This window comes from Staphylococcus ureilyticus, from assembly GCF_002902235.1.
Lineage (GTDB): Bacteria > Bacillota > Bacilli > Staphylococcales > Staphylococcaceae > Staphylococcus > Staphylococcus ureilyticus.
The window spans coordinates 1-19201 of sequence record NZ_PPRL01000072.1 but is presented as its reverse complement, the minus strand read 5'-3'; the positions used below and the strand labels follow the sequence as shown (position 1 = coordinate 19201).

Annotated in this window: 18 protein-coding genes and 1 pseudogene; 15 read left to right on the top strand and 4 right to left on the bottom strand. The window is 32.8% G+C overall.

Annotation, left to right across the window (positions count from 1 at the left end):
• The first annotated feature begins 10 nt into the window (after window positions 1-10).
• From CD150_RS07480 to ychF, 11 genes are all read left to right on the top strand, one after another.
• On the top strand, window positions 11-1039 hold the full coding sequence (locus CD150_RS07480; RefSeq protein WP_046207102.1) for an efflux RND transporter periplasmic adaptor subunit: 1029 nt from the start codon (window positions 11-13) through the stop codon (window positions 1037-1039).
• Window positions 1036-1716: an ABC transporter ATP-binding protein gene (locus CD150_RS07475; protein ID WP_046207101.1), complete on the top strand. Its 681-nt coding sequence runs from the start codon at window positions 1036-1038 to the stop codon at window positions 1714-1716. The genes CD150_RS07480 and CD150_RS07475 overlap by 4 nt, the downstream gene beginning before the upstream one ends.
• Window positions 1713-2888 carry an ABC transporter permease gene (locus CD150_RS07470; RefSeq protein ID WP_073345253.1) on the top strand — a complete coding sequence of 392 codons (1176 nt, stop codon included), beginning with the start codon at window positions 1713-1715 and terminating at the stop codon, window positions 2886-2888. The genes CD150_RS07475 and CD150_RS07470 overlap by 4 nt, the downstream gene beginning before the upstream one ends.
• A gap of 524 nt (window positions 2889-3412) precedes the next feature.
• Complete coding sequence (locus CD150_RS07465) at window positions 3413-4258, top strand: ABC transporter ATP-binding protein (protein ID WP_073345249.1); 846 nt, start codon at window positions 3413-3415, stop codon at window positions 4256-4258.
• Window positions 4255-4881 (top strand): ABC-2 transporter permease, encoded by a 627-nt coding sequence (locus tag CD150_RS07460; RefSeq protein ID WP_070038414.1) that lies wholly within the window; start codon window positions 4255-4257, stop codon window positions 4879-4881. The genes CD150_RS07465 and CD150_RS07460 overlap by 4 nt, the downstream gene beginning before the upstream one ends.
• A 426-nt stretch (window positions 4882-5307) precedes the next feature.
• Window positions 5308-6828 (top strand): NADH dehydrogenase subunit 5, encoded by a 1521-nt coding sequence (locus CD150_RS07455; RefSeq protein ID WP_073345245.1) that lies wholly within the window; start codon window positions 5308-5310, stop codon window positions 6826-6828.
• A gap of 1 nt (window position 6829) precedes the next feature.
• Window positions 6830-9436, top strand: coding sequence for a DUF2309 domain-containing protein (locus CD150_RS07450; RefSeq protein WP_103161463.1), 2607 nt, complete (start codon window positions 6830-6832; stop codon window positions 9434-9436).
• Window positions 9437-9605: 169 nt separating this feature from the next.
• The gene (locus CD150_RS07445) at window positions 9606-9974 is read left to right on the top strand and encodes a Na-translocating system protein MpsC family protein (protein ID WP_073345484.1); all 369 of its coding nucleotides are present in this window, start codon (window positions 9606-9608) and stop codon (window positions 9972-9974) included.
• 407 nt (window positions 9975-10381) lie between these two features.
• Window positions 10382-11266, top strand: a complete 885-nt coding sequence (locus tag CD150_RS07440; RefSeq protein ID WP_046207095.1) for a mechanosensitive ion channel family protein — start codon at window positions 10382-10384, stop codon at window positions 11264-11266.
• Window positions 11267-11286: 20 nt separating this feature from the next.
• On the top strand, window positions 11287-11490 hold the full coding sequence (locus CD150_RS07435) for a DUF951 domain-containing protein (RefSeq protein WP_019469840.1): 204 nt from the start codon (window positions 11287-11289) through the stop codon (window positions 11488-11490).
• A gap of 13 nt (window positions 11491-11503) precedes the next feature.
• Window positions 11504-12601, top strand: a complete 1098-nt coding sequence (gene ychF, locus CD150_RS07430; RefSeq protein WP_073345237.1) for a redox-regulated ATPase YchF — start codon at window positions 11504-11506, stop codon at window positions 12599-12601.
• Window positions 12602-12887: 286 nt separating this feature from the next.
• Here ychF and CD150_RS07425 read toward each other — a convergent pair whose 3' ends face one another.
• Complete coding sequence (locus tag CD150_RS07425) at window positions 12888-13685, bottom strand: GH25 family lysozyme (RefSeq protein WP_070657299.1); 798 nt, start codon at window positions 13683-13685, stop codon at window positions 12888-12890.
• A 390-nt stretch (window positions 13686-14075) separates the two neighbouring features.
• On the opposite strand from CD150_RS07425, the gene rpsF reads away from it, so the two are divergent.
• Genes rpsF through rpsR form a run of 3 tightly spaced genes read left to right on the top strand, consistent with a single transcriptional unit; the run spans window position 14076 to window position 15201 of the window.
• On the top strand, window positions 14076-14381 hold the full coding sequence (gene rpsF / locus CD150_RS07420) for a 30S ribosomal protein S6 (protein WP_019469843.1): 306 nt from the start codon (window positions 14076-14078) through the stop codon (window positions 14379-14381).
• 18 nt (window positions 14382-14399) lie between these two features.
• Window positions 14400-14909, top strand: a complete 510-nt coding sequence (ssb, locus tag CD150_RS07415; RefSeq protein WP_046207091.1) for a single-stranded DNA-binding protein — start codon at window positions 14400-14402, stop codon at window positions 14907-14909.
• A 49-nt stretch (window positions 14910-14958) separates the two neighbouring features.
• Window positions 14959-15201 (top strand): 30S ribosomal protein S18, encoded by a 243-nt coding sequence (gene rpsR, locus CD150_RS07410; protein ID WP_042737618.1) that lies wholly within the window; start codon window positions 14959-14961, stop codon window positions 15199-15201.
• Between the two features lie 144 nt (window positions 15202-15345).
• On the opposite strand, the pseudogene CD150_RS07405 reads toward rpsR, so the two are convergent.
• The 3 genes and pseudogenes from CD150_RS07405 to CD150_RS07395 all read right to left on the bottom strand — a co-directional run.
• Window positions 15346-16044, bottom strand: a pseudogene (locus CD150_RS07405) (tyrosine-type recombinase/integrase); the annotation flags it as partial.
• A 159-nt stretch (window positions 16045-16203) separates the two neighbouring features.
• Window positions 16204-17211 (bottom strand): 3'-5' exonuclease, encoded by a 1008-nt coding sequence (locus CD150_RS07400; protein ID WP_073345233.1) that lies wholly within the window; start codon window positions 17209-17211, stop codon window positions 16204-16206.
• Window positions 17212-18004: 793 nt separating this feature from the next.
• On the bottom strand, window positions 18005-18220 hold the full coding sequence (locus tag CD150_RS07395; RefSeq protein WP_064209655.1) for a hypothetical protein: 216 nt from the start codon (window positions 18218-18220) through the stop codon (window positions 18005-18007).
• Window positions 18221-18652: 432 nt separating this feature from the next.
• Here CD150_RS07395 and CD150_RS07390 point away from each other — a divergent pair, with 432 nt between their 5' ends.
• A complete protein-coding gene (locus CD150_RS07390; protein WP_225792151.1) occupies window positions 18653-18973 on the top strand; it encodes a hypothetical protein in 321 nt (106 codons plus the stop codon).
• Window positions 18974-19201 lie beyond the last annotated feature (228 nt).

The following is a 19201-nucleotide window of genomic DNA, read 5'->3' as shown; positions in this document are numbered from 1 at the left end:
TGTTTTAGCATTGAAGAAAAAGTGGATGTGGATTATCGGTGTTATTGTCGTTATCGTATTAATTGCAATTGCATTAATTTTAAGGCAAGCAAATAGTAGCTCAGATAAAAAGGATGGTTATGATACATATAAAGTGGAGAAAGAAAGTCCACTCAATTTAGAAGGTAAAGCTTCACCTAAATCAGTTAAAACATATAATAATAACAGTCAATTGGGAACGTACGTAAGTACACAAGTTGATGATGGTCAATCAGTTAAACAAGGTGATCCACTCATCAATTATGAAATTAATAATAATAAACGCCAGCAGTTAGTTGATAAAGTGGACAACGCCAAAGATGAAAATGAAAGAGCGGAAGCACAACAACAACTTAACCAGTATGATCGTCAAGTGAACGACAGTATTTATGCTGCTTTTGACGGTAAAATTGATATTCAAAATAGAGAAAATGTCTCTGATGGAGAGCCTATTCTACAACTTGTTGCAGATGAACCACAAATCAAAGCAACAGTGACTGAATTTGATCTAGGAAAGATTAAAGAAGGCGACAAAGTAGACGTTAAAGTAACAAGTACTGGTAAAAAAGGTAAAGGTGAAATCAAGAAAATTTCAGAGTTGCCAAAAAGTTATGAAGAAAGTTTAAGTAAATCTGGAGGCGGAGCAGCAGCTAGTTCAGGTAGTGAAGAAGACGGTGGTGCTCAAGCTTCTAATCCAGTTTCGGACCCAAGCGGTGGCAGTGACTCAGATTCATCTAAATATACAATCGTCATTAGCGATATAGATATTCCTGTACGTGCAGGTTATTCTATGGAAGTTGAAGTGCCATTAGATGCAATCAAGTTACCAAAATCAGTGTTAACTAAGGACAATAATGTTTTTGTACTAGGTAAAAACAATAAAGTTGAAAAACGTGATATTAAAATTGATAAAGTCAACGGTGAAATATTTGTAAAAGAGGGTCTGAAAAAAGGTGACAAACTAATTAAAAACCCTAAAAAATCTATGAATGATGGAGACAAAGTTGAGGTGTCATCATGATAGAACTTGTAGATATCAATAGACATTTCAAAAACGGTGATGAAGAAAATCACATTTTGAAAGACATCAATATCAACATTAAAGAAGGAGAATTCATAGCAATTATGGGGCCTTCAGGTTCTGGTAAAAGTACACTCATTAACATATTAGGTTTTATTGACCGTGGTTATGAAGGCGATTATTTGTTTAATAGCGAGAATTATAAAAAAAGTTCAGATAACGAATTGGCAGAAATTAGAAATAAAACAGTAGGGTTTGTTTTCCAAAACTTTAAATTAATTCAAAACAATACGATATTGGAAAATGTAAGTATTCCTTTAGTTTATGCAGGACTGGGGTCTCAAGCACGTAAAGAAAAAGTGATCAATACATTACACGATGTGGGACTATATGATAAAGAAAATTTAGTACCTAACAAATTATCAGGAGGGCAACAACAACGTGTAGCCATTGCTCGTGCAATCATCAATAACCCGAAATTTATCATTGCTGACGAACCTACAGGGGCACTTGATTCAAAAACGTCTGAAGATATTATTGATTTGTTTATGAAATTAAATAAAGAACATCGCACAACGATGATTCTCGTAACACATGATCGCAAAGTAGCGGATAAGGCAGATCGTATTATTCATATACTAGATGGTCGTGTACAAAGAGAAGAGGTGGTTGAATGAAGAATTTATCGAACATCATCGCCATTTCATTCAAATCCATTTTAAAGAATAAGCGACGTAATATTTTTACTATGATTGGTATCATCATTGGTATTGCTGCTGTTATTACGATTATGTCGTTAGGTAATGGGTTTAAACAAACAGCGTCAGAGCAATTTGAAGATACAGGAGCAGGCAAAGATTCTGCTACAGTAAACTATATGACGAGTAGTGGTGAAGGTGCGAAAGATAATCCTTTTAGCCAGTCAGATTTGGATATTGCTAAACAAGTGAATGGTGTTACAGATGCAAAAATCAAAGAAAGTGACGATCAAGGTTATTCTGCAAAAATGACAAATGCCCAGAAAAAAGGCGACGTTAGTATTTTAAAGAAAAAAGAAATGACGAGCCCAGAAAAAGGCAAAGGTTTTAATGAAGATGATAATGAACTAAATAAAAAAGTTGTTACCGTTGATGACAAAATTGCCAAAGATGTATTCAATAATGATGCGATAGGTAAAACATTATACATTGATAATCAAGGTTTCGAAGTTGTAGGCATTGTAAACGATGCGATGAACCCTTCAGCTGTTCATATGCCTTCCAATACATTTAATAGGTATATGGGGCAGTTAACGCAAGATTTTCCATCACTTCAATTATCATTAGTAGATGGCGCTGATAAGAAAGAAGTCGCTGACAAAGTCGCTAAAGAATTGAATAAAAAAGGTTCAGGCGCAGGCGATGGAAACTATAGTTATACAGATATGGAAGAATTCATGAAAAATATCAACAAAGTATTTGATGGTATTACTTACTTTGTAGCTGCTGTTGCAGGTATTTCACTATTTATCGCTGGTATTGGAGTTATGAATGTGATGTACATTTCAGTTACTGAGCGTACAGAAGAAATTGCGATACGTCGTGCATTTGGTGCAAAAGCGCGAGACATTGAAGTCCAATTCTTGGTAGAAAGTGTTGTACTTTGTGTGATTGGCGGTATCATAGGTCTAATCATAGGCATACTTGTCGCAAGTCTAGTAGATGCAGTAACACCAGATTATATTAAGAGTGCGGTTAGTCTAAGTTCAGTGCTCATTGCTGTAGGTGTTTCTACATTGATCGGTATCGTATTTGGTTGGATTCCAGCGCGTTCAGCTGCGAAGAAAGAATTGATTGATATAATTAAGTAGTATTTAAAAAAGATATAAAAAGAGCCATTCGCTTTTATAAAAAGGTTTCGTCATTTTATGCGATACAAGTTGGATACAAAAAACATAAACATTTATAGCTCAAGTATAAATATGACATGCAAAAGGCTGGGACAAAAGAATAGTCTCAGCCTTTTATCCCATTCAACCCTACTTCTTCTCGATGCAGTAGGGGTCTGCAGTCATTTTAAATACATCAGATTTCAATCTTGATTCACTACTTGTTTTAAAAATATGTTCATTCAGGAACAAAATTTATGTCTATCAGATGGAAACATGAAATTTATGAGATTTGCTAGTGTCGGCTTTTGAGATGCTTTGCCATCTAAATATAATTATCAGTTAATGTTTCCAGTAATTGTGCATTTAGATATATATTTAATTAAAAATAATAAAAATAAATATTTTCAGGAAATGTATTGTGTAAATTGGCTAGGTGTATTATGTTAATTTAGAAAGTGATTTCATGTAAAAGGTTAAGCTTTTATCAAAAAAGGGGGATTATTATGGAGTATTTGCTCAATGTACAAAATTTAAACAAGACTTACGTTGATTCAGATTTTAATTTAAATCAGATTAATCTATCGATTGAACCCAATACAGTGGTAGGGCTTGTTGGGAAAAATGGTTCTGGTAAATCTACGTTGATTAATACATTGGTGGGAAATAGATTTGCAGATGCTGGAGACATTCAATTTTTTGATACGCCGATTTCTCGTGAGGATTATGCGTATAAAGAGCATCTAGGCGTTGTATTTGATGATCTTCGACTGCCTAATAAACTTAATGCAAAGCAAATTAGTAAAGTATTTTCTAATATTTATCGCACATGGGATGAACAGCGTTTTTTTGAAATGCTGGAGAATTTTGAATTACCGAAAGAACGTCAGATTAAAACTTTTTCCCGTGGTATGAGCATGAAAATCTCAATATCTATTGCACTATCTCATGATAGTAAACTTTTAATTCTAGACGAGGCTACGGCAGGAATGGATGTTTCTGGACGTGAGGAAGTGTTAGAAATACTTGAAGATTTTGTTGATAAAGGTAATGGTATTTTAATTTCATCTCATATTTCGGAAGATATTGAGACGCTTGCAGATAAATTAGTATTTATGAAAAATGGGCGTATTTTATTACAAGAGCACAAAGATACATTATTAAATGATTATGGCATTGTTTCATTTGAAGAAGGAGAATTCGATGTTAATCACAGTAATGTTGTTGCGTATCGCATACATAAAGGTACAGGAAAAGCACTTGTAAATCAAAACAAAGATATAGATTTAGCACAGCCATTAAAAAATATTGATGATGCCACAAAGATATTAATGAGAGGAGAATTAGCATGAAAGGTTACTTAATGAGTTATTATTTTACAAATCAAAAATCAATTTACATATATTTATTGTTAAGTATTCCAATTTGTTTGTTTTTCTCTTTTACAAATCCAATAATGGCTAGTTTCATGCCTATGATATTTTTAGTATCACCAGCAACAGATAATTTAAAAAATGAAAAAGACTCAAAGTGGATGTATTTTGTTTCTACATTACCCTATAGCAGAAATACTTATGTGAGTAGTCATTTTGCATTTTATAGCTTATTAGCATTAACAGGTATGGTGGTATCACTTGTGATTAATGCAATTGTTGCGGGGAGTATAGTAAGTGGTGTGAATTCAGCGTTACTTGGTACAGGATTTATCGCGTTGTATTCGCTTATTTTCCCATTTACTTTTAAAATGGGGGCAGAAAAATCAAATGTCATATTTATGATTGTATCCATTATCGTAGTCATTTTATTCTTTGTTTACTATTTTGTAGGTATGGCCATATTATCTGGGACAGGTAATCTTATAGAAGAAATTAGTAAAAACTTGTGGTACGGTGGTATTTTTGCAGTGATTGGCTTAATTGTTATGGCGCTTTCATTTATTGCCTCGAAGCAAGCATTTAAGTATAAAGAGTTATAAACAACACGGCTTAACCTATTGTCTATCTTGACAAACACGAATAATCGTTATATCTTATTAATATTAAAAGTTAAAAATTCAAGCATACTTTTCTATGTTTTTCTACATAATTAAAGCTTTAGCAAGTTGTTAATAAAAGTATTGGCAAATTGAAAAAGTGAATAAATAGTGGTGGATATAAGGAATTGTATGTCTTACTGCATAAAATGTAGAATAAGCAAATTCTCAAATAAATGAATATATAATAGGTAGCAAAGCAAAACACTCGTCATAAGTGCGTTGTAATGAAGCCGACAATGATAATAAGTCAGTATGGATTTATTATTAATTGTCGGCTTTTTTTCGTGGAAAATGTAATTTTAAATCAAGTGTTGTATTACTATTATAAATTTAAATGTCGTATTACAGAAGGTAAGGTGATTGATCATGATTGACGCGCATATTTTTCTAACATTATTATTTCTAACTTTAACTATTTCAATTTTAAGTAGTGTCTTTTTCTTAATAAAAAAAGTACCGACTAAATATGCTCGAATACATATTTATATTGTAGCATTGCCAGCAATTGTAGCTAGCTTAGGTCTTATATTGTCACAGAAAAATATAGAGGTAGGTATATGGCGTTCTGACGTATTATCTTGGCTCATGGTTGGTTTTGTCCTCGTTATTGGTGTGATTATCCAACGTTACTGTATTCGTTATCTAGCTGGTGATAAGAGCTATAAAAAATACTTCACTTTATTTACTTTCACGACTACCTTTGCATCATTTGCTTGGTTAACTGCGGATATGAGAATGATGGTAATCAGTTGGGGATGTACACTATTAGGACTTACGATTTTAATCAGTTTAACAAGTGCCTGGAAAGTTACACGTGAGGCAGCAAAAGTTACAGGAAAATTATTCTTGTTAAGTTGGGTTGCGTTAATCAGTGCTGTTTTGTGGATTGGATTATCGACAGGTGAATGGCATTATTCTGTAGCCTTAAATGAAGCACATCTATCCATGATTAGTGGTTTGGCACAATTTGGCATTAATTTACTCATTGTACTAGCTGTTATGATTCCAGCGGCACAATGGCCGTTTCAACGTTGGTTAATTGAATCTGTAGCAGCACCTACACCGGTTTCTGCGATTATGCATGCTGGTATCGTTAATGCTGGCGGTATTATGTTAACCAGATTTTCAGGTATCTTTAGCGGTGATATGGCATCTATTGTTTTATTAATTTTTGCAAGTATTTCAGTATTACTCGGTGCAGGTATTAGTTTAGTCCATGTGGATTATAAAAGATTATTGGTCGGTTCTACAATAGGCCAAATGGGCTTCATGCTAATTCAATGTGCATTAGGTGCATATATTCCTGCGATCATTCACTTGATTTTACATGGCTTATTTAAAGCGACTTTGTTTCTACGTTCTGGGTCGGCAGTGCGTCATTTTAGTGTCCCGAGTCGTGCAAATGAAAGAATGTCTTATGTATGGATAGTCAGTGGTCGTATTTTAGCGTTTCTAATTGGATTAGGTTTTTGGTTGAGTGCACCAGAAGAAAGTTATCGTCTGGTAAGTGGTCTCATCTTAGCATGGTCCTTATCTGTCTCGTGGACACAGTTGGTAGCTTTTGGTGAAGGTAATTTCGGGCGTGTCATGGGTATGTCGATACTCATTGTTGTTGGTGCAGTTTATTTTGTGGTACATCATTATTTTTCAGATGCATTACATACTTTGACAATTCATAGCGTGCAGCCACCCGCTTTTATCGTTATTGCCGTAGCATTCATTTTATTGCTCGGTAGCTTAATTAGTACGTGGGTAGCACGTCACCGATCTTCTGTCGTATTTTCAATTTTGTATATGTGGATTGTTCGTTTAGGAGATGCAAAAATTGAAACGGTTGAACGTCATCCTAATTATTTAAAATCTTATTTGTCAAAAGGAGGACACTAAAATGGGGAAACATAAAGCAGTGACAAACCAAAGTCAACATAAAGATAATATCGATCAAATAATTGCTAAAGCGAGCCGAGTTATCGTTCCTTTATCACCTATTTCTGTGTTTGCCGCACGAAACCCTTGGTCAAATTTAGAACAGTATGCATTTCAAGATGTGGCGCAATGGTTAACAAATGTCCGTGACGTAGATATCTATCCTACAATGCATATGTTTGAACAAGCATATCAACGTGATGAAATTGATAAAGATATGATTGAATTTAAGTTACAAACATGGCTAAATCAATCGATGCTCTCGATAGATAGACAATTTGCTGAAAGATATGCTAGAGCAATGTTAGATTTGTCTAATATTGTAGACGTAACGCGTTATTCTGAAAACAAAAAACAAGTGAATCAATACAATGAAACAATAAATTTAGATGATGAAACTCATACAGTGCCATTAGTGAGCACCTATCTTATGGATAAAGATGGTAGACGATTGATAGATATTGTAGATTATCACGTCATTAAATGGTGCAAATTATATTTAGATGATGCACAATCCGGATGGACGATGCCTAACAGAGAAAAAGGTCTATTCTTTGCATGGCAACGTTTAGCACAACATGATCCAGCATTGACCAAGCAACAACGCGCACGGTTGAAAACACTGCCAAGTCAAGCTGAAGCGCTCATTCATATGGTCCTACAAAAGTTAGACATTGCTGAAGCACAGTATCAAACATATTTGGAAAATCATTTGCTATCATTACCTGGATGGGCTGGTATGATGCTATGGCAAGATGAACAAACGTCTAATGCTGATCAAATGTTATTGTCATATTTAGCTATTCGTCTTGGTATAGAATGGGCAATTGTTGAGCCATATTTACCCGTGAATTTACCAGAAAATTCAATAACATATGAATACGATGAATTAGCAGAGCATTGGCTTGATATTGGAATATTTACCAGTGAACAATGGCAACAATTATCTGAATCCGAAAAAAATGCTTATATAAATTTTGCATTACAATTTGAAAAACATGGTCGCAGACAAATTTTATTAACGGCTTGGGAAGCAACATATGAGCATCAATTAGAAGCGACCGTGACCACAAACCAAGATAATGAGCAAGAAAGCCAAAAGCCACAAGTACAAATGGCATTTTGTATAGATGTACGCTCGGAACCTTTTCGTCGACAAATAGAAGAGGCTGGTGCATTTGAGACAATCGGTGTTGCTGGGTTTTTTGGACTCCCCATTGTCAAAGAAGAACTGGGACAATCCCACAGTCACCCATCTTTACCTGTGATGAATCAACCGCAACATAAAATTAAAGAATACACGCATGAGCAAGAACCTACATCTTTTCGCCAGCATCAACACATACTCAAATCGATAACGTATACATTTAAAAAGATGAAACAAAATGCTTTACCGAGCTTACTTTTACCAGAACTAAGTGGCCCTTGGTTAACGCTTCAAATGTTTTCAAGAAGTTTCGCACCGAGACCTATCGGTAAATTGATACGAAAATTTTATGATGGTTGGTTACAAAAACCGAATGATACAACGTTATCATTAGATCATTGCAATATTAATGAAGAAGGTGTACCAGTTGGTTTTACAAATGAAGAAAAAGTGGACTATGTCCAACAAGCGTTGCGTTTAATGGGTTTGGAATTAGAGTTTTCCCCATTAATCGTATTGTGTGGACACGGCAGTCAAAGTGCGAATAATCATTATGCTTCTTCACTTGATTGTGGTGCATGTGGTGGTGCAGCTAGTGGTTTTAACGCGAAGGTATTAGCACAGCTTTGTAACTCGACTGAAGTTAGAACGGCATTAAATGAGCGAAGTATTGTCATTCCAGAAGACACTATCTTTGCGGCAGCGGAGCACCAAACATCTACAGATGAATTAAAATGGATATACGTACCAACAATGTCAAAAGCTGGACAAAATGCTTTAAATCAAATTCAAGCCGCAATGCCTGATATTACTTATCGCGCAAATGAACAACGATTGAAAGCATTACCAGACAATCACATCTTAAAACAAGACCCAATCAAAGAAGTACATCGCTTAACAAATGATTGGAGCGAGATTAGACCCGAATGGGGCTTAGCGAGAAACGCTTCATTTATTATAGGATCACGTGATTTAACCAAAAACAGCGACTTAAAAGGGCGCGCCTTTTTACACAATTATGATTGGGAACAAGATGATGATGGGAGCCTTTTAGCGAATATCATTAGCGGTCCAGCCACCGTGGCACAATGGATCAATCTACAGTATTATGCCTCAACTGTCGCACCTCATTATTATAGTAGCGGTAGTAAAACAACGCAGACTATTACGGCAGGTATAGGCGTTATGCAAGGTAATGCGAGCGATTTGTTGACGGGTCTACCTTGGCAATCTGTAATGTCGGCAGACAATAAAATGTATCATTCTCCGATTAGACTACTCATCGTCGTGCATGCGCCCAATGCTTATATTAAACAGCTATTAAATGAGCAACACGATTTTTATCAAAAGGTGCACAATGGTTGGGTTAAATTGGCAAGTATTGATGAATTTGGTGATTGGCAACATTGGTCAGTTGATTAACTTAAAAAACGTTTTTCTGATTTCTTAAAGGACAGAAGAAGTAAGCGATAGTTATATTATTTTCTGGGTAATTGCACATAACTATGGAGAAAAGTATATAAAAATGATAATGTTAGCATTATTAAATAATACGACAATTAATTTTGATTCTATGGGAGATGCATTCGACATGAAAACAACTAAAGGTACCTATGAGTCTGAAATCAGCAAAGCAATTACACAATGGGAAAAAGACTTCCTTGGTCGTGGTTCACTGTCTGTGAAAACTGATATTTTGCGTGATATGATTATTGTTAGTTTGCAGGGTGTGTTAACACAAGCTGAATATAAAGTTTGTGAGACACATGAAGGATTATTAACAATTAAACGCACCAGATCTAAGCTTGTAGAATCTGGTATAGAGGCACTTGATGAAATTGTTTTTTCAGTTACTGGTGAAGCAGTCAAAGGCTTTCATACTGATTTGAGTTCTAAAACAGGTGAACGTGTCATGATATTTAAACTATACAATAATCTTGAGAAAAAAATAGCCGAATAAAGAAAATGATTGATGAAAGTGATGACTAAAACTGAAAAATCCTTTATTTCAAGGTGTTTTTATAGTAATATGACTTACTGAGAAATAGAGAATCATAATTTTAAATTATGGTTCTTTTTCTTTTGTCTTTTTTAAATTACATAATTTAAATTTAATTAAACATGAAAATTATATAAACTATATTTAAAAATTGATAGTATAAAGAGAGTAATGATAGTATGATGGTTTCTGATTATCATCCTATAAATTGTAGTATGCTTTCTATGTAAATGAAATCAAATATATACTTCAAATGATCTGTGTATTTGTTTTACAAATTTAAAATTTAGTCGGAAGTTGGATGTGTTTAACAGTTTAAATAATTATAATAAAATGAGAAGAGTCTTTGACTAAGGGAGGAAATATGATTGGATCAAATAAAAAGTATTATGTATTCCTTAATAGAACCTTTAACTAAACCGGAAACATATCAAACGCTACTTTCAAATCTCATTATGATTGTGATATATATCATTGTAGCGTGGATAGTATTGCGTTTTATTAATAAAGGAATAGAGCAATTTTTCAAAATACAAAATAAAGGCAAAAAAGCGAATAAAAAACGTTCAGCAACATTAATATCATTAGTTCAAAATATCGTATCGTATGTGGTATGGTTTATAGTGTTAACAACCATTTTAAGCAAGTTTGGTATCAGTGTTGAAGGTATTATCGCAAGTGCTGGGGTTGTTGGTTTAGCAGTTGGTTTTGGTGCACAAACCGTTGTTAAAGATATTATCACTGGTTTCTTCATTATATTCGAAAATCAATTTGATGTAGGAGATTATGTTAAAATAAATAACGGTGGTACAACTGTTGCAGAAGGTACAGTTAAAGTCATAGGTTTAAGATCGACAAAAATAAATACAATTACAGGTGAATTAACGACATTACCAAACGGCAGTATGGGTGAGATTACAAATTATTCAGTGACCAATGGTGAAGCAATTGTCGAAATACCAGTTTCGGTAGAGGAAGATATTGATCAAGTAGAAAATGTACTCACAGATTATTTTCAATCTATACAAACAAATTATTATTTGTTTATCTCTACACCACAAGTCGTTGGTATCAATTCAATCAGTCGAGATGAAATTGTATTGAGTGTGTCTGCTGAAACAATTCCAGGTGAAGGTGCTTCCGGAGCGCGTATTTTAAGAAAAGAGATATTGAAATTGTTTAAGCAAAAAGAGATTAAAACACCTAAGCCGATGATGTTACAATATGACCCAAACCAACAAAATAACGCTTAAATATTCGGAGGAGTGACAGAATGACATCAAATTACGGTTTAAATGACATTGTAGAGATGAAAAAGCAACACGCCTGTGGTACGAATCGCTTTAAAATCATTCGTGTAGGCGCAGATATCCGAATAAAATGTGAAAATTGTCAAAGAAGCATTATGATTCCACGACAAACGTTTAATAAAAAACTGAAAAAAATATTAGTATCTCATCAAGATACTGAAAAATAAGGAGAATGAATAAATGGCTCTAACAGCAGGTATCGTTGGGCTTCCAAACGTAGGGAAGTCAACACTTTTCAATGCAATTACTAAAGCGGGTGCGCTCGCAGCGAATTATCCATTCGCAACGATTGACCCTAACGTAGGGATTGTTGAAGTTCCAGATCATAGATTAGATGTATTGACAGATATGGTACAACCCAAGAAAACAATACCAACAACTTTTGAATTTACTGATATTGCCGGTATTGTTAAAGGGGCTTCAAAAGGTGAAGGGTTAGGAAATAAATTCTTATCACATATTCGTGAAGTTGATGCGATTTGCCAAGTCGTACGTGCGTTTGATGATGATAATGTGACGCATGTTTCTGGTCGCGTTAATCCTATTGATGATATTGAAGTTATCAATATGGAACTTGTATTGGCAGATTTGGAATCAGTTGAGAAACGTCTACCAAAATTAGAAAAAATGGCAAGACAAAAAGATAAAGATGCTGTTAACGAAGTTCGCATTTTAACAAGAATTAAAGAAGCTTTAGAAGAAGGTAATCCAGTAAGAAGTTTAGATTTTACGGAAGAAGATCAAAAATATGTAAACCAAGCACAATTATTAACATCTAAAGAAATGTTATATATTGCTAATGTCGGAGAAGACGAAATTGGCGATGAAGATAATGAAAAAGTTCAAGCTATTCGTGAATATGCTGAAAAAGAAAGCTCAGAAGTCATTGTTATCAGTGCTAAGATTGAAGAAGAAATTGCTACATTGGATGATGATGATAGAGCAATGTTCTTAGAAGATTTAGGCATTGAAGAGCCTGGTTTAGATCGTTTAATTCGCACAACGTATGACTTATTAGGTTTGGCAACATACTTTACAGCAGGTGTACAAGAAGTACGTGCTTGGACATTCATAAAAGGTATGACAGCACCGCAATGTGCAGGGATTATTCATACTGACTTTGAACGTGGCTTCATACGTGCAGAAGTAACGAGCTACGATGATTATGTAGAATTTAATGGTGAAAATGGTGCTAAAGAAGCTGGAAAACAAAGATTAGAAGGTAAAGAATACATTATGAAAGATGGAGACATCGTTCACTTTAGATTTAATGTATAAAATAAAAGCTTACGTGTTACTTAATATGGTAACACGTAAGCTTTTTTCATAAATTTGGAAAGTAAGTATGCCGGGAGTCTTGAATGTTCATTTTGTTCTTAGATACATTTTCATTCAACTTAACTAGTAGTAGGTTAAAATTTTAACTATATATACTTCTTAATCCTTGATGTATGAATAAATACAAACGGTGATACGAATATTGGTTAAAGGTAAAAGTGACATGACATTAGTTGTACTAAGTTTTACTTATCAAAATAGCATTATGAATGCTGCGATGAAAAACTTAAGATGTAAACCATGATGTGTCTACACCAGGTCCCGTATAATTTGCGTCGACATTTTGGTTTAATTCAGGTGAAGCATAGCTATCTGTATATTGCCATAACACATGTTCTTGTGTTGGTTGCTCTTGGTTATAGTTAGCGAGCCAATAACCATCATATTGTCCCACTGATTCTGAAGCATGTTCTTTCATAAAGTTTTCATATGAATAAAATAAGATTTTTTTATCTCCAGCAAGGCTACGCATTTTGTCATACCAGGCAGTTGTACTTTCATCAGCGGTACCCGATGTCACAGTATTTTCTTCAAAATCATTGATATAAAAACTGGCTTTAGGTGCACGATTGTATAAAGTTTGCGCTTCATATCTGGCATCATCGGGATTTTCGTACATACTATAAGAATAAACGCCAAAGTCCAAGTTATACTTATCTAATAAATTTGAGTTATGTTCTAATGTTGCATCGACTTTTTCAGAACCATATTGTGCACGAATAATAATGAAATCATAATTTGCTTTTAAATCTTTGACTTGTTGTGCTGAAAGCTTACCTTGCCATTCGGAAATATCTAAGACCCTTTCACCAGTAGCGGTTGTATTGGCGTTTGAACGAAAGGCACTTTCTTGAGTTTCATTATTTTTTTCTTCAGGGTGTTTTTCAATATACTTTTGATAGCCATATCCCATGGTTCCTTTTTCGCTTGCTGTATTTTCAGTTGCATGTACAGTATTAAATGTTATTGTAGTTGCAAACAGGACACTCATGGACAGCAATCCTTTTTTAATAACTGAAGTCATATAAATCTCCTTTGATTAATTTTGAATTATGTAACCATGTCCTTTGATTTTAATGATATAAATCAAGAACGTATATGATATGCTATTAGAATTAAAATGATTTATCAAGTTTATCTGAAATAACTTTTAAATTTATTTATAATCATTTAAAAAAGAATATAATATTTTATGAGTTAGATGGAATATCGCGTGAAATTGAAGTTGTAGGATGCTGAGGTAATGAAATGTTTCATATGAAACATGAGATAAAAATGTCAATTTGAACGTCTGATAATCATTGTAAAATGTAAAGCTCTGTGCTATAATTCTTGATTGTGAGTAATGAAAATTATTCCTTGCTTACCACAAAGATGGTGAGCCGCATAGACCACAAGGAGGTGCAATTATAAAATGAGAACATATGAAGTTATGTACATCGTTCGTCCGAACATTGAAGAAGATGCTAAAAAAGCTGTCGTTGAACGTTTCAACGGTATCTTAGCTTCTCACGGATCAGAGGTTTTAGAAACTAAAGATTGGGGCAAACGTCGTTTAGCTTATGAAATTAATGATTTCAGTGAAGGTTACTACAACATCGTACGTATCCAAACTGAAGACAATGAAGCGACTGACGAATTCCAACGTTTAGCTAAAATCACAGACGATATCATCCGTTATATCGTAATTCGTGAAGACGAAGATAAGACAAGAAAATAATAAATGGGGGTCGTTTAAATGATAAATAGAGTTGTTTTAGTCGGTCGTTTAACGAAAGATCCAGAATATAGAACAACACCCTCAGGCGTGAGTGTTGCGACTTTTACTCTAGCAGTAAATCGTACGTTTACAAATGCGCAAGGGGAACGCGAAGCTGATTTCATTAACTGCGTTGTTTTTAGAAAACAAGCAGAAAATGTAAATAACTACTTATTCAAAGGTAGTCTAGCTGGCGTTGACGGTCGCATTCAATCACGTAGCTACGAAAACCAAGAAGGTCGTCGTATATTTGTAACTGAAGTTGTCTGTGATAGTGTTCAATTCCTTGAACCTAAAAACCAAAATCAGCGTCATGCTCAAGAAGGAAATAATAATTTCCAAAATTTTGGTGGACAACAATCCGGACAAAATACGTCTTCTTATCAAAACAATAACAACAATAATCCATCAAACAATAATCAATCAGATAACCCATTTGCAAATGCAAACGGCCCTATTGATATTAGTGATGATGATTTACCATTCTAATTATAATGAACGTATAAAACTAAAAAAATTTTAAAAGGAGGCAGTTACCATGGCAGGTGGACCAAGAAGAGGCGGACGTCGTCGTAAAAAAGTTTGTTATTTTACAGCAAACGGAATTACACACATCGACTATAAAGATACAGAATTATTAAAACGTTTTATCTCAGAACGCGGTAAAATTTTACCACGTCGTGTAACAGGTACTTCAGCTAAATATCAACGTATGTTGACTTTAGCTATTAAACGTGCACGTCATATGGCATTATTACCATATGTTAAAGAAGAACAATAATAGATATTGTATCTGAAAACCCCGTAGGCTAAGGCTTGCGGGGTATTTTTATATATTTTATATTTAAAAAATTCGCAAAAAATTCGCATAGTGTGAGAATTTAAGAAATTTTGAGTATAAAAAATACGCTCAAATTTGAGCGCATTAACTATGTTTTACTTGTTCTAGTTTATTCATCATATCTTTAGCCATTTGATTTGTAACAAAGGTGTATATCTCTAAAGTTGTTTTATAATCACTGTGACCAACTCTCTATATTGTATAGCTTTTAGGTTTATTCCTAACTGTGCAAGTGTAGATATATGTGTATGACGTAATGTGTGTGTTGTGACACGCTTGCTAATTGAACTAATGTCAGTAGCTTCTTTAATTATATTGTTCACCTTATTTAAGTCAATAGAGCTACAAGCAGTATTAGTAAATATATAACCTCTATCAATGAATTTATCATTCCACTGATTCTCTTTTTTATTTTCCAACATAAGTGTTTTTAATTAAATTAATACTTTGAGTTGTGAGTCCGATTGTTCTATAACTCTTACTTGTTTTAGTGGTTTCTTTAATGCCAAATGCTCCAGTTTCTTCATCAGTAACCCAGTTAATTGTGCCATCAATTTCTAATGTTTTATCCTGGACGTCTATATTGTCTGTCTTGATTGCTAGGAGTTCGCTAATACGCATACTGTTGTTAATTTGAAATTCTACTAATGCCTTAACTATTTCATAGTTACGCTTGCGCGTAGCGTGACTCTTATGCATAATTAGATAGTAAAAGCATTCAAGTAACTCTTTTACTTCACTATCTTCTAAATAGTATTTACGTTTAGCTTGTAATTCATCTTTAATTTCCCTTTATTATAATATTATTCCTTTTTATAATTATCTATAGGCACGCTATTTTTTTACTTGTTTTTGCTATCCGTTCTTAAAGTAAGTACTTGTTGTAAAACCATATTATAAAAAACGAATGTTACTTATTGGCTTAATGAAATCTTTTATGAATTATATATTTGATCTTTCGTTCAATAACAACATTAAGTTACCTGTGGCTCTACAGTCATTCAATGCATCGTGAGAAACTCCATCATCAAGATTGAAGTGTTCTTTTAATGTGACAAGTTTATGATTTGGTGTTTCGTTAATATATTTTCTAGAAAACTTCAAAGTATCAATGACTCTAAATTTATTATGATCAATATTGTATTTATAGAAATTATAGAGCAAAAACCTCATATCAAATGAAGCGTTGTGAGCAACAATGGTCTTGTTCGCAATGTACGCATGTAATTCTTCTAATAATTCTTTATTTAAACTAGGTTTGTCTTCTAAAAATTCGTTAGTGATACCAGTAATTTTTGTAATTCTTTTGCTAATTGGTTTGCTTGGTTTAAAGAATTGAGATTTTTCTTTAATTAATTTACCACCTTTAAACTCTGCTATACCATATTGTATAATCTCATTATCATCATATTTCAGTCCAGTTGTTTCAAAATCTAAGACTACAAAAGAATCTGTTAGCGTTCTTGCTTTAGTATAATTAAAATCTAATAATTTTGATGTAAGCTGTTCTGATTCGTTGGAAATATTTTTGTCTGCTAATGCTTCACTATGAATAGTTGGTTTTATTTTTGTTAATTTACTATATTTTGAATTTTTTAATTTGAATTTTGGTTTAGTATCGAACTCAGATTTGGTAACATTTGTAGATGGTAGGTTAGAATGAAAATTTTCGTGATTTTGTTGCTTCTTTTTGTAATTACTAGCATTAGAGTGTTTGTTATTTGTTGAAATAGTATTGTCAGAAGCGTTGTTTTTTGTTTTTGTTATAGAGTGCATTTTATGTAAGCGATAAGATCTTAAAAAACATAGTATTGACAAAGTGGAAAATACAATAATCATTAATACATCTATCCACGCATCTTTTGGTTTATCTTCAATAACTACTAATACTCCTCCTAAAACTAAAAATAAAAATAAAACGCCTATTATTAAGTAAATAATTTTCTTCATTCCACATTTCTCCTTCACTGTGTATTATTAATCTAATCCTATAATCAAGTATTATTGCTATTTAATTAAAATTTCACTATGCATCCTACAATCTTAAAATAGGACGTTCGTGTGAAAAGACACGTAGTAAATGGTTAATCCTTATTCTTTTTTCTCTCTTTAATGAACTCTTTAAAATACAAGTAACCATCGAGCATTGTACTTAATATGAAGCTTATTGCTTTAATTACTATACCTATAATGTACTCCACAGCGATACCCCTTTGTAAACGTAATAGGTATTATTATATTTTGCGTACGTATGATAGGACACAGTTATTGCTGCTATTCTTTTTTCTCATCGGCTTTCTTATCCTTGCGTCTAAACATCTTACTCAATAACTTTGATGTTTCCTGTTCAAATATGCTTACTATAGCTACAATTATATCTATTATTTTGATTATGATTCCTATAAGTATATCCATAATAACGCTCCTTTATGTAAGTAATGGGTACGATTTATTGGATTTTTGTTTGATCATTGAATTTTAAAATCCATAAAATTGAAGAGGTCAACAAAACTTTTCTAGCATTTTGTTAATTTACGAGCTAATGCACTAAAATGGAGCATCTGTCTATTATTAGAATATGACTAGATAACCAAAACACAAAAAGTCTGATTGCATTAGTAAAAAAAATAATAATTGACAATATCAAAAAATGTAAAAGCGCAAGTTTATCAAAATACCATTCCCAAAAAGTTGGTATTTATAGAAATATCTTGTTTAATCAGTAATAAGGTTTTAAAGTAACTTATTTAAAATAACTTAAGTAGATTGCAATAATAACGAAAATTACAGCAATAATACTATGCACCAATAAATTCCAATAGAATAACTTTTTAGTCATCGGTTTGAAGTTATTACGTTTTACCCGTCTATTATTTTCCCAACGATATATAGATGCCCAAAAGTAAGCGTATACAGGTATAACAATGATTCCTAATATTATCGCAACAGGTAAGCTCATTAATAATCACCTTTTTGTATAAGAATAGCATGGAAACAATTAATTGTTAACAATATATATAATGAATGTTAATTCTTGGAATTATATTGTGTGATAATACTGTTTAATGATTATAGTATTAGAGTTTTTATAAATTTTGGTGATTTATTGTTCATGCACAACAAAAAACTAAATTTTAAAGGGGTAAATAATAAGTGCATATACAAAATGTAAATTAAATAATACTGATAAGGTTATTCCAATATACCGCTCTTTTTTGTGAAGTTGTGCCAAATTGAAGGCGTATATTAGATATATTGTATAAATGTTGTTGGATGCTTTAATTTGATATTTACACTACCTTAATTGAATTTTGATTGTGATAAACTTATATTGAGAATGTTAATTTATATAGTAATTTGGGAGAAATATTATATAAAAGGAGATTTAACATTGAATAAGCAAATTAAAAAACTAGTAACTACTAGTGTAGCTACTGAGATTTTATCTGGTCCTGTATATTTTACTATTGATTTTAGTAAAGCGAATGCTGAAACTAGAAATGAAATAGATAAAGAAATGAATCAAAGAAAAGAGATTGGTGATGCACTCTTAAAAGAGATTGATAATAGTAGAAGTGATTTTAAAGATCCGGCAGTTGCTGACAGGCTAAAAGGCCAAGTGAAAAATTATAGAGATGGTATAGCGAATGGGTTAACCAATAATTTCGGTTTTAATAAACAATTGCATATGTTGTTACTAGAGCATTTATAGCAATTGTTTTATAGGTTTTACATATGAGTATTAACAAAAAAATTTATCTAATATTTTTAGTAATAACATTTATAATTTATATTTCTTTGCCAATTATTTTTGATGATAATTCTTTTAACATACGTTTATTTGCCATATTCCCATTATTATTTTTTGGTGCATTTTTATTTTCTTCTAACTCTAATAATAAAAAGTAATGATTTTATTCAATATTTCTTTGTACTAAGG

Coding starts and splice junctions, on each gene's coding strand:
- CD150_RS07475 (WP_046207101.1), top strand. CDS start 1,036: ATGATAGAACTTGTAGATATCAATAGACATTTCAAAAACGGTGATGAA.
- CD150_RS07470 (WP_073345253.1), top strand. CDS start 1,713: ATGAAGAATTTATCGAACATCATCGCCATTTCATTCAAATCCATTTTA.
- CD150_RS07465 (WP_073345249.1), top strand. CDS start 3,413: ATGGAGTATTTGCTCAATGTACAAAATTTAAACAAGACTTACGTTGAT.
- CD150_RS07460 (WP_070038414.1), top strand. CDS start 4,255: ATGAAAGGTTACTTAATGAGTTATTATTTTACAAATCAAAAATCAATT.
- CD150_RS07455 (WP_073345245.1), top strand. CDS start 5,308: ATGATTGACGCGCATATTTTTCTAACATTATTATTTCTAACTTTAACT.
- CD150_RS07450 (WP_103161463.1), top strand. CDS start 6,830: ATGGGGAAACATAAAGCAGTGACAAACCAAAGTCAACATAAAGATAAT.
- CD150_RS07445 (WP_073345484.1), top strand. CDS start 9,606: ATGAAAACAACTAAAGGTACCTATGAGTCTGAAATCAGCAAAGCAATT.
- CD150_RS07435 (WP_019469840.1), top strand. CDS start 11,287: ATGACATCAAATTACGGTTTAAATGACATTGTAGAGATGAAAAAGCAA.
- ychF (WP_073345237.1), top strand. CDS start 11,504: ATGGCTCTAACAGCAGGTATCGTTGGGCTTCCAAACGTAGGGAAGTCA.
- CD150_RS07425 (WP_070657299.1), bottom strand. CDS start 13,685: ATGACTTCAGTTATTAAAAAAGGATTGCTGTCCATGAGTGTCCTGTTT.
- rpsF (WP_019469843.1), top strand. CDS start 14,076: ATGAGAACATATGAAGTTATGTACATCGTTCGTCCGAACATTGAAGAA.
- ssb (WP_046207091.1), top strand. CDS start 14,400: ATGATAAATAGAGTTGTTTTAGTCGGTCGTTTAACGAAAGATCCAGAA.
- rpsR (WP_042737618.1), top strand. CDS start 14,959: ATGGCAGGTGGACCAAGAAGAGGCGGACGTCGTCGTAAAAAAGTTTGT.
- CD150_RS07400 (WP_073345233.1), bottom strand. CDS start 17,211: ATGAAGAAAATTATTTACTTAATAATAGGCGTTTTATTTTTATTTTTA.
- CD150_RS07395 (WP_064209655.1), bottom strand. CDS start 18,220: ATGAGCTTACCTGTTGCGATAATATTAGGAATCATTGTTATACCTGTA.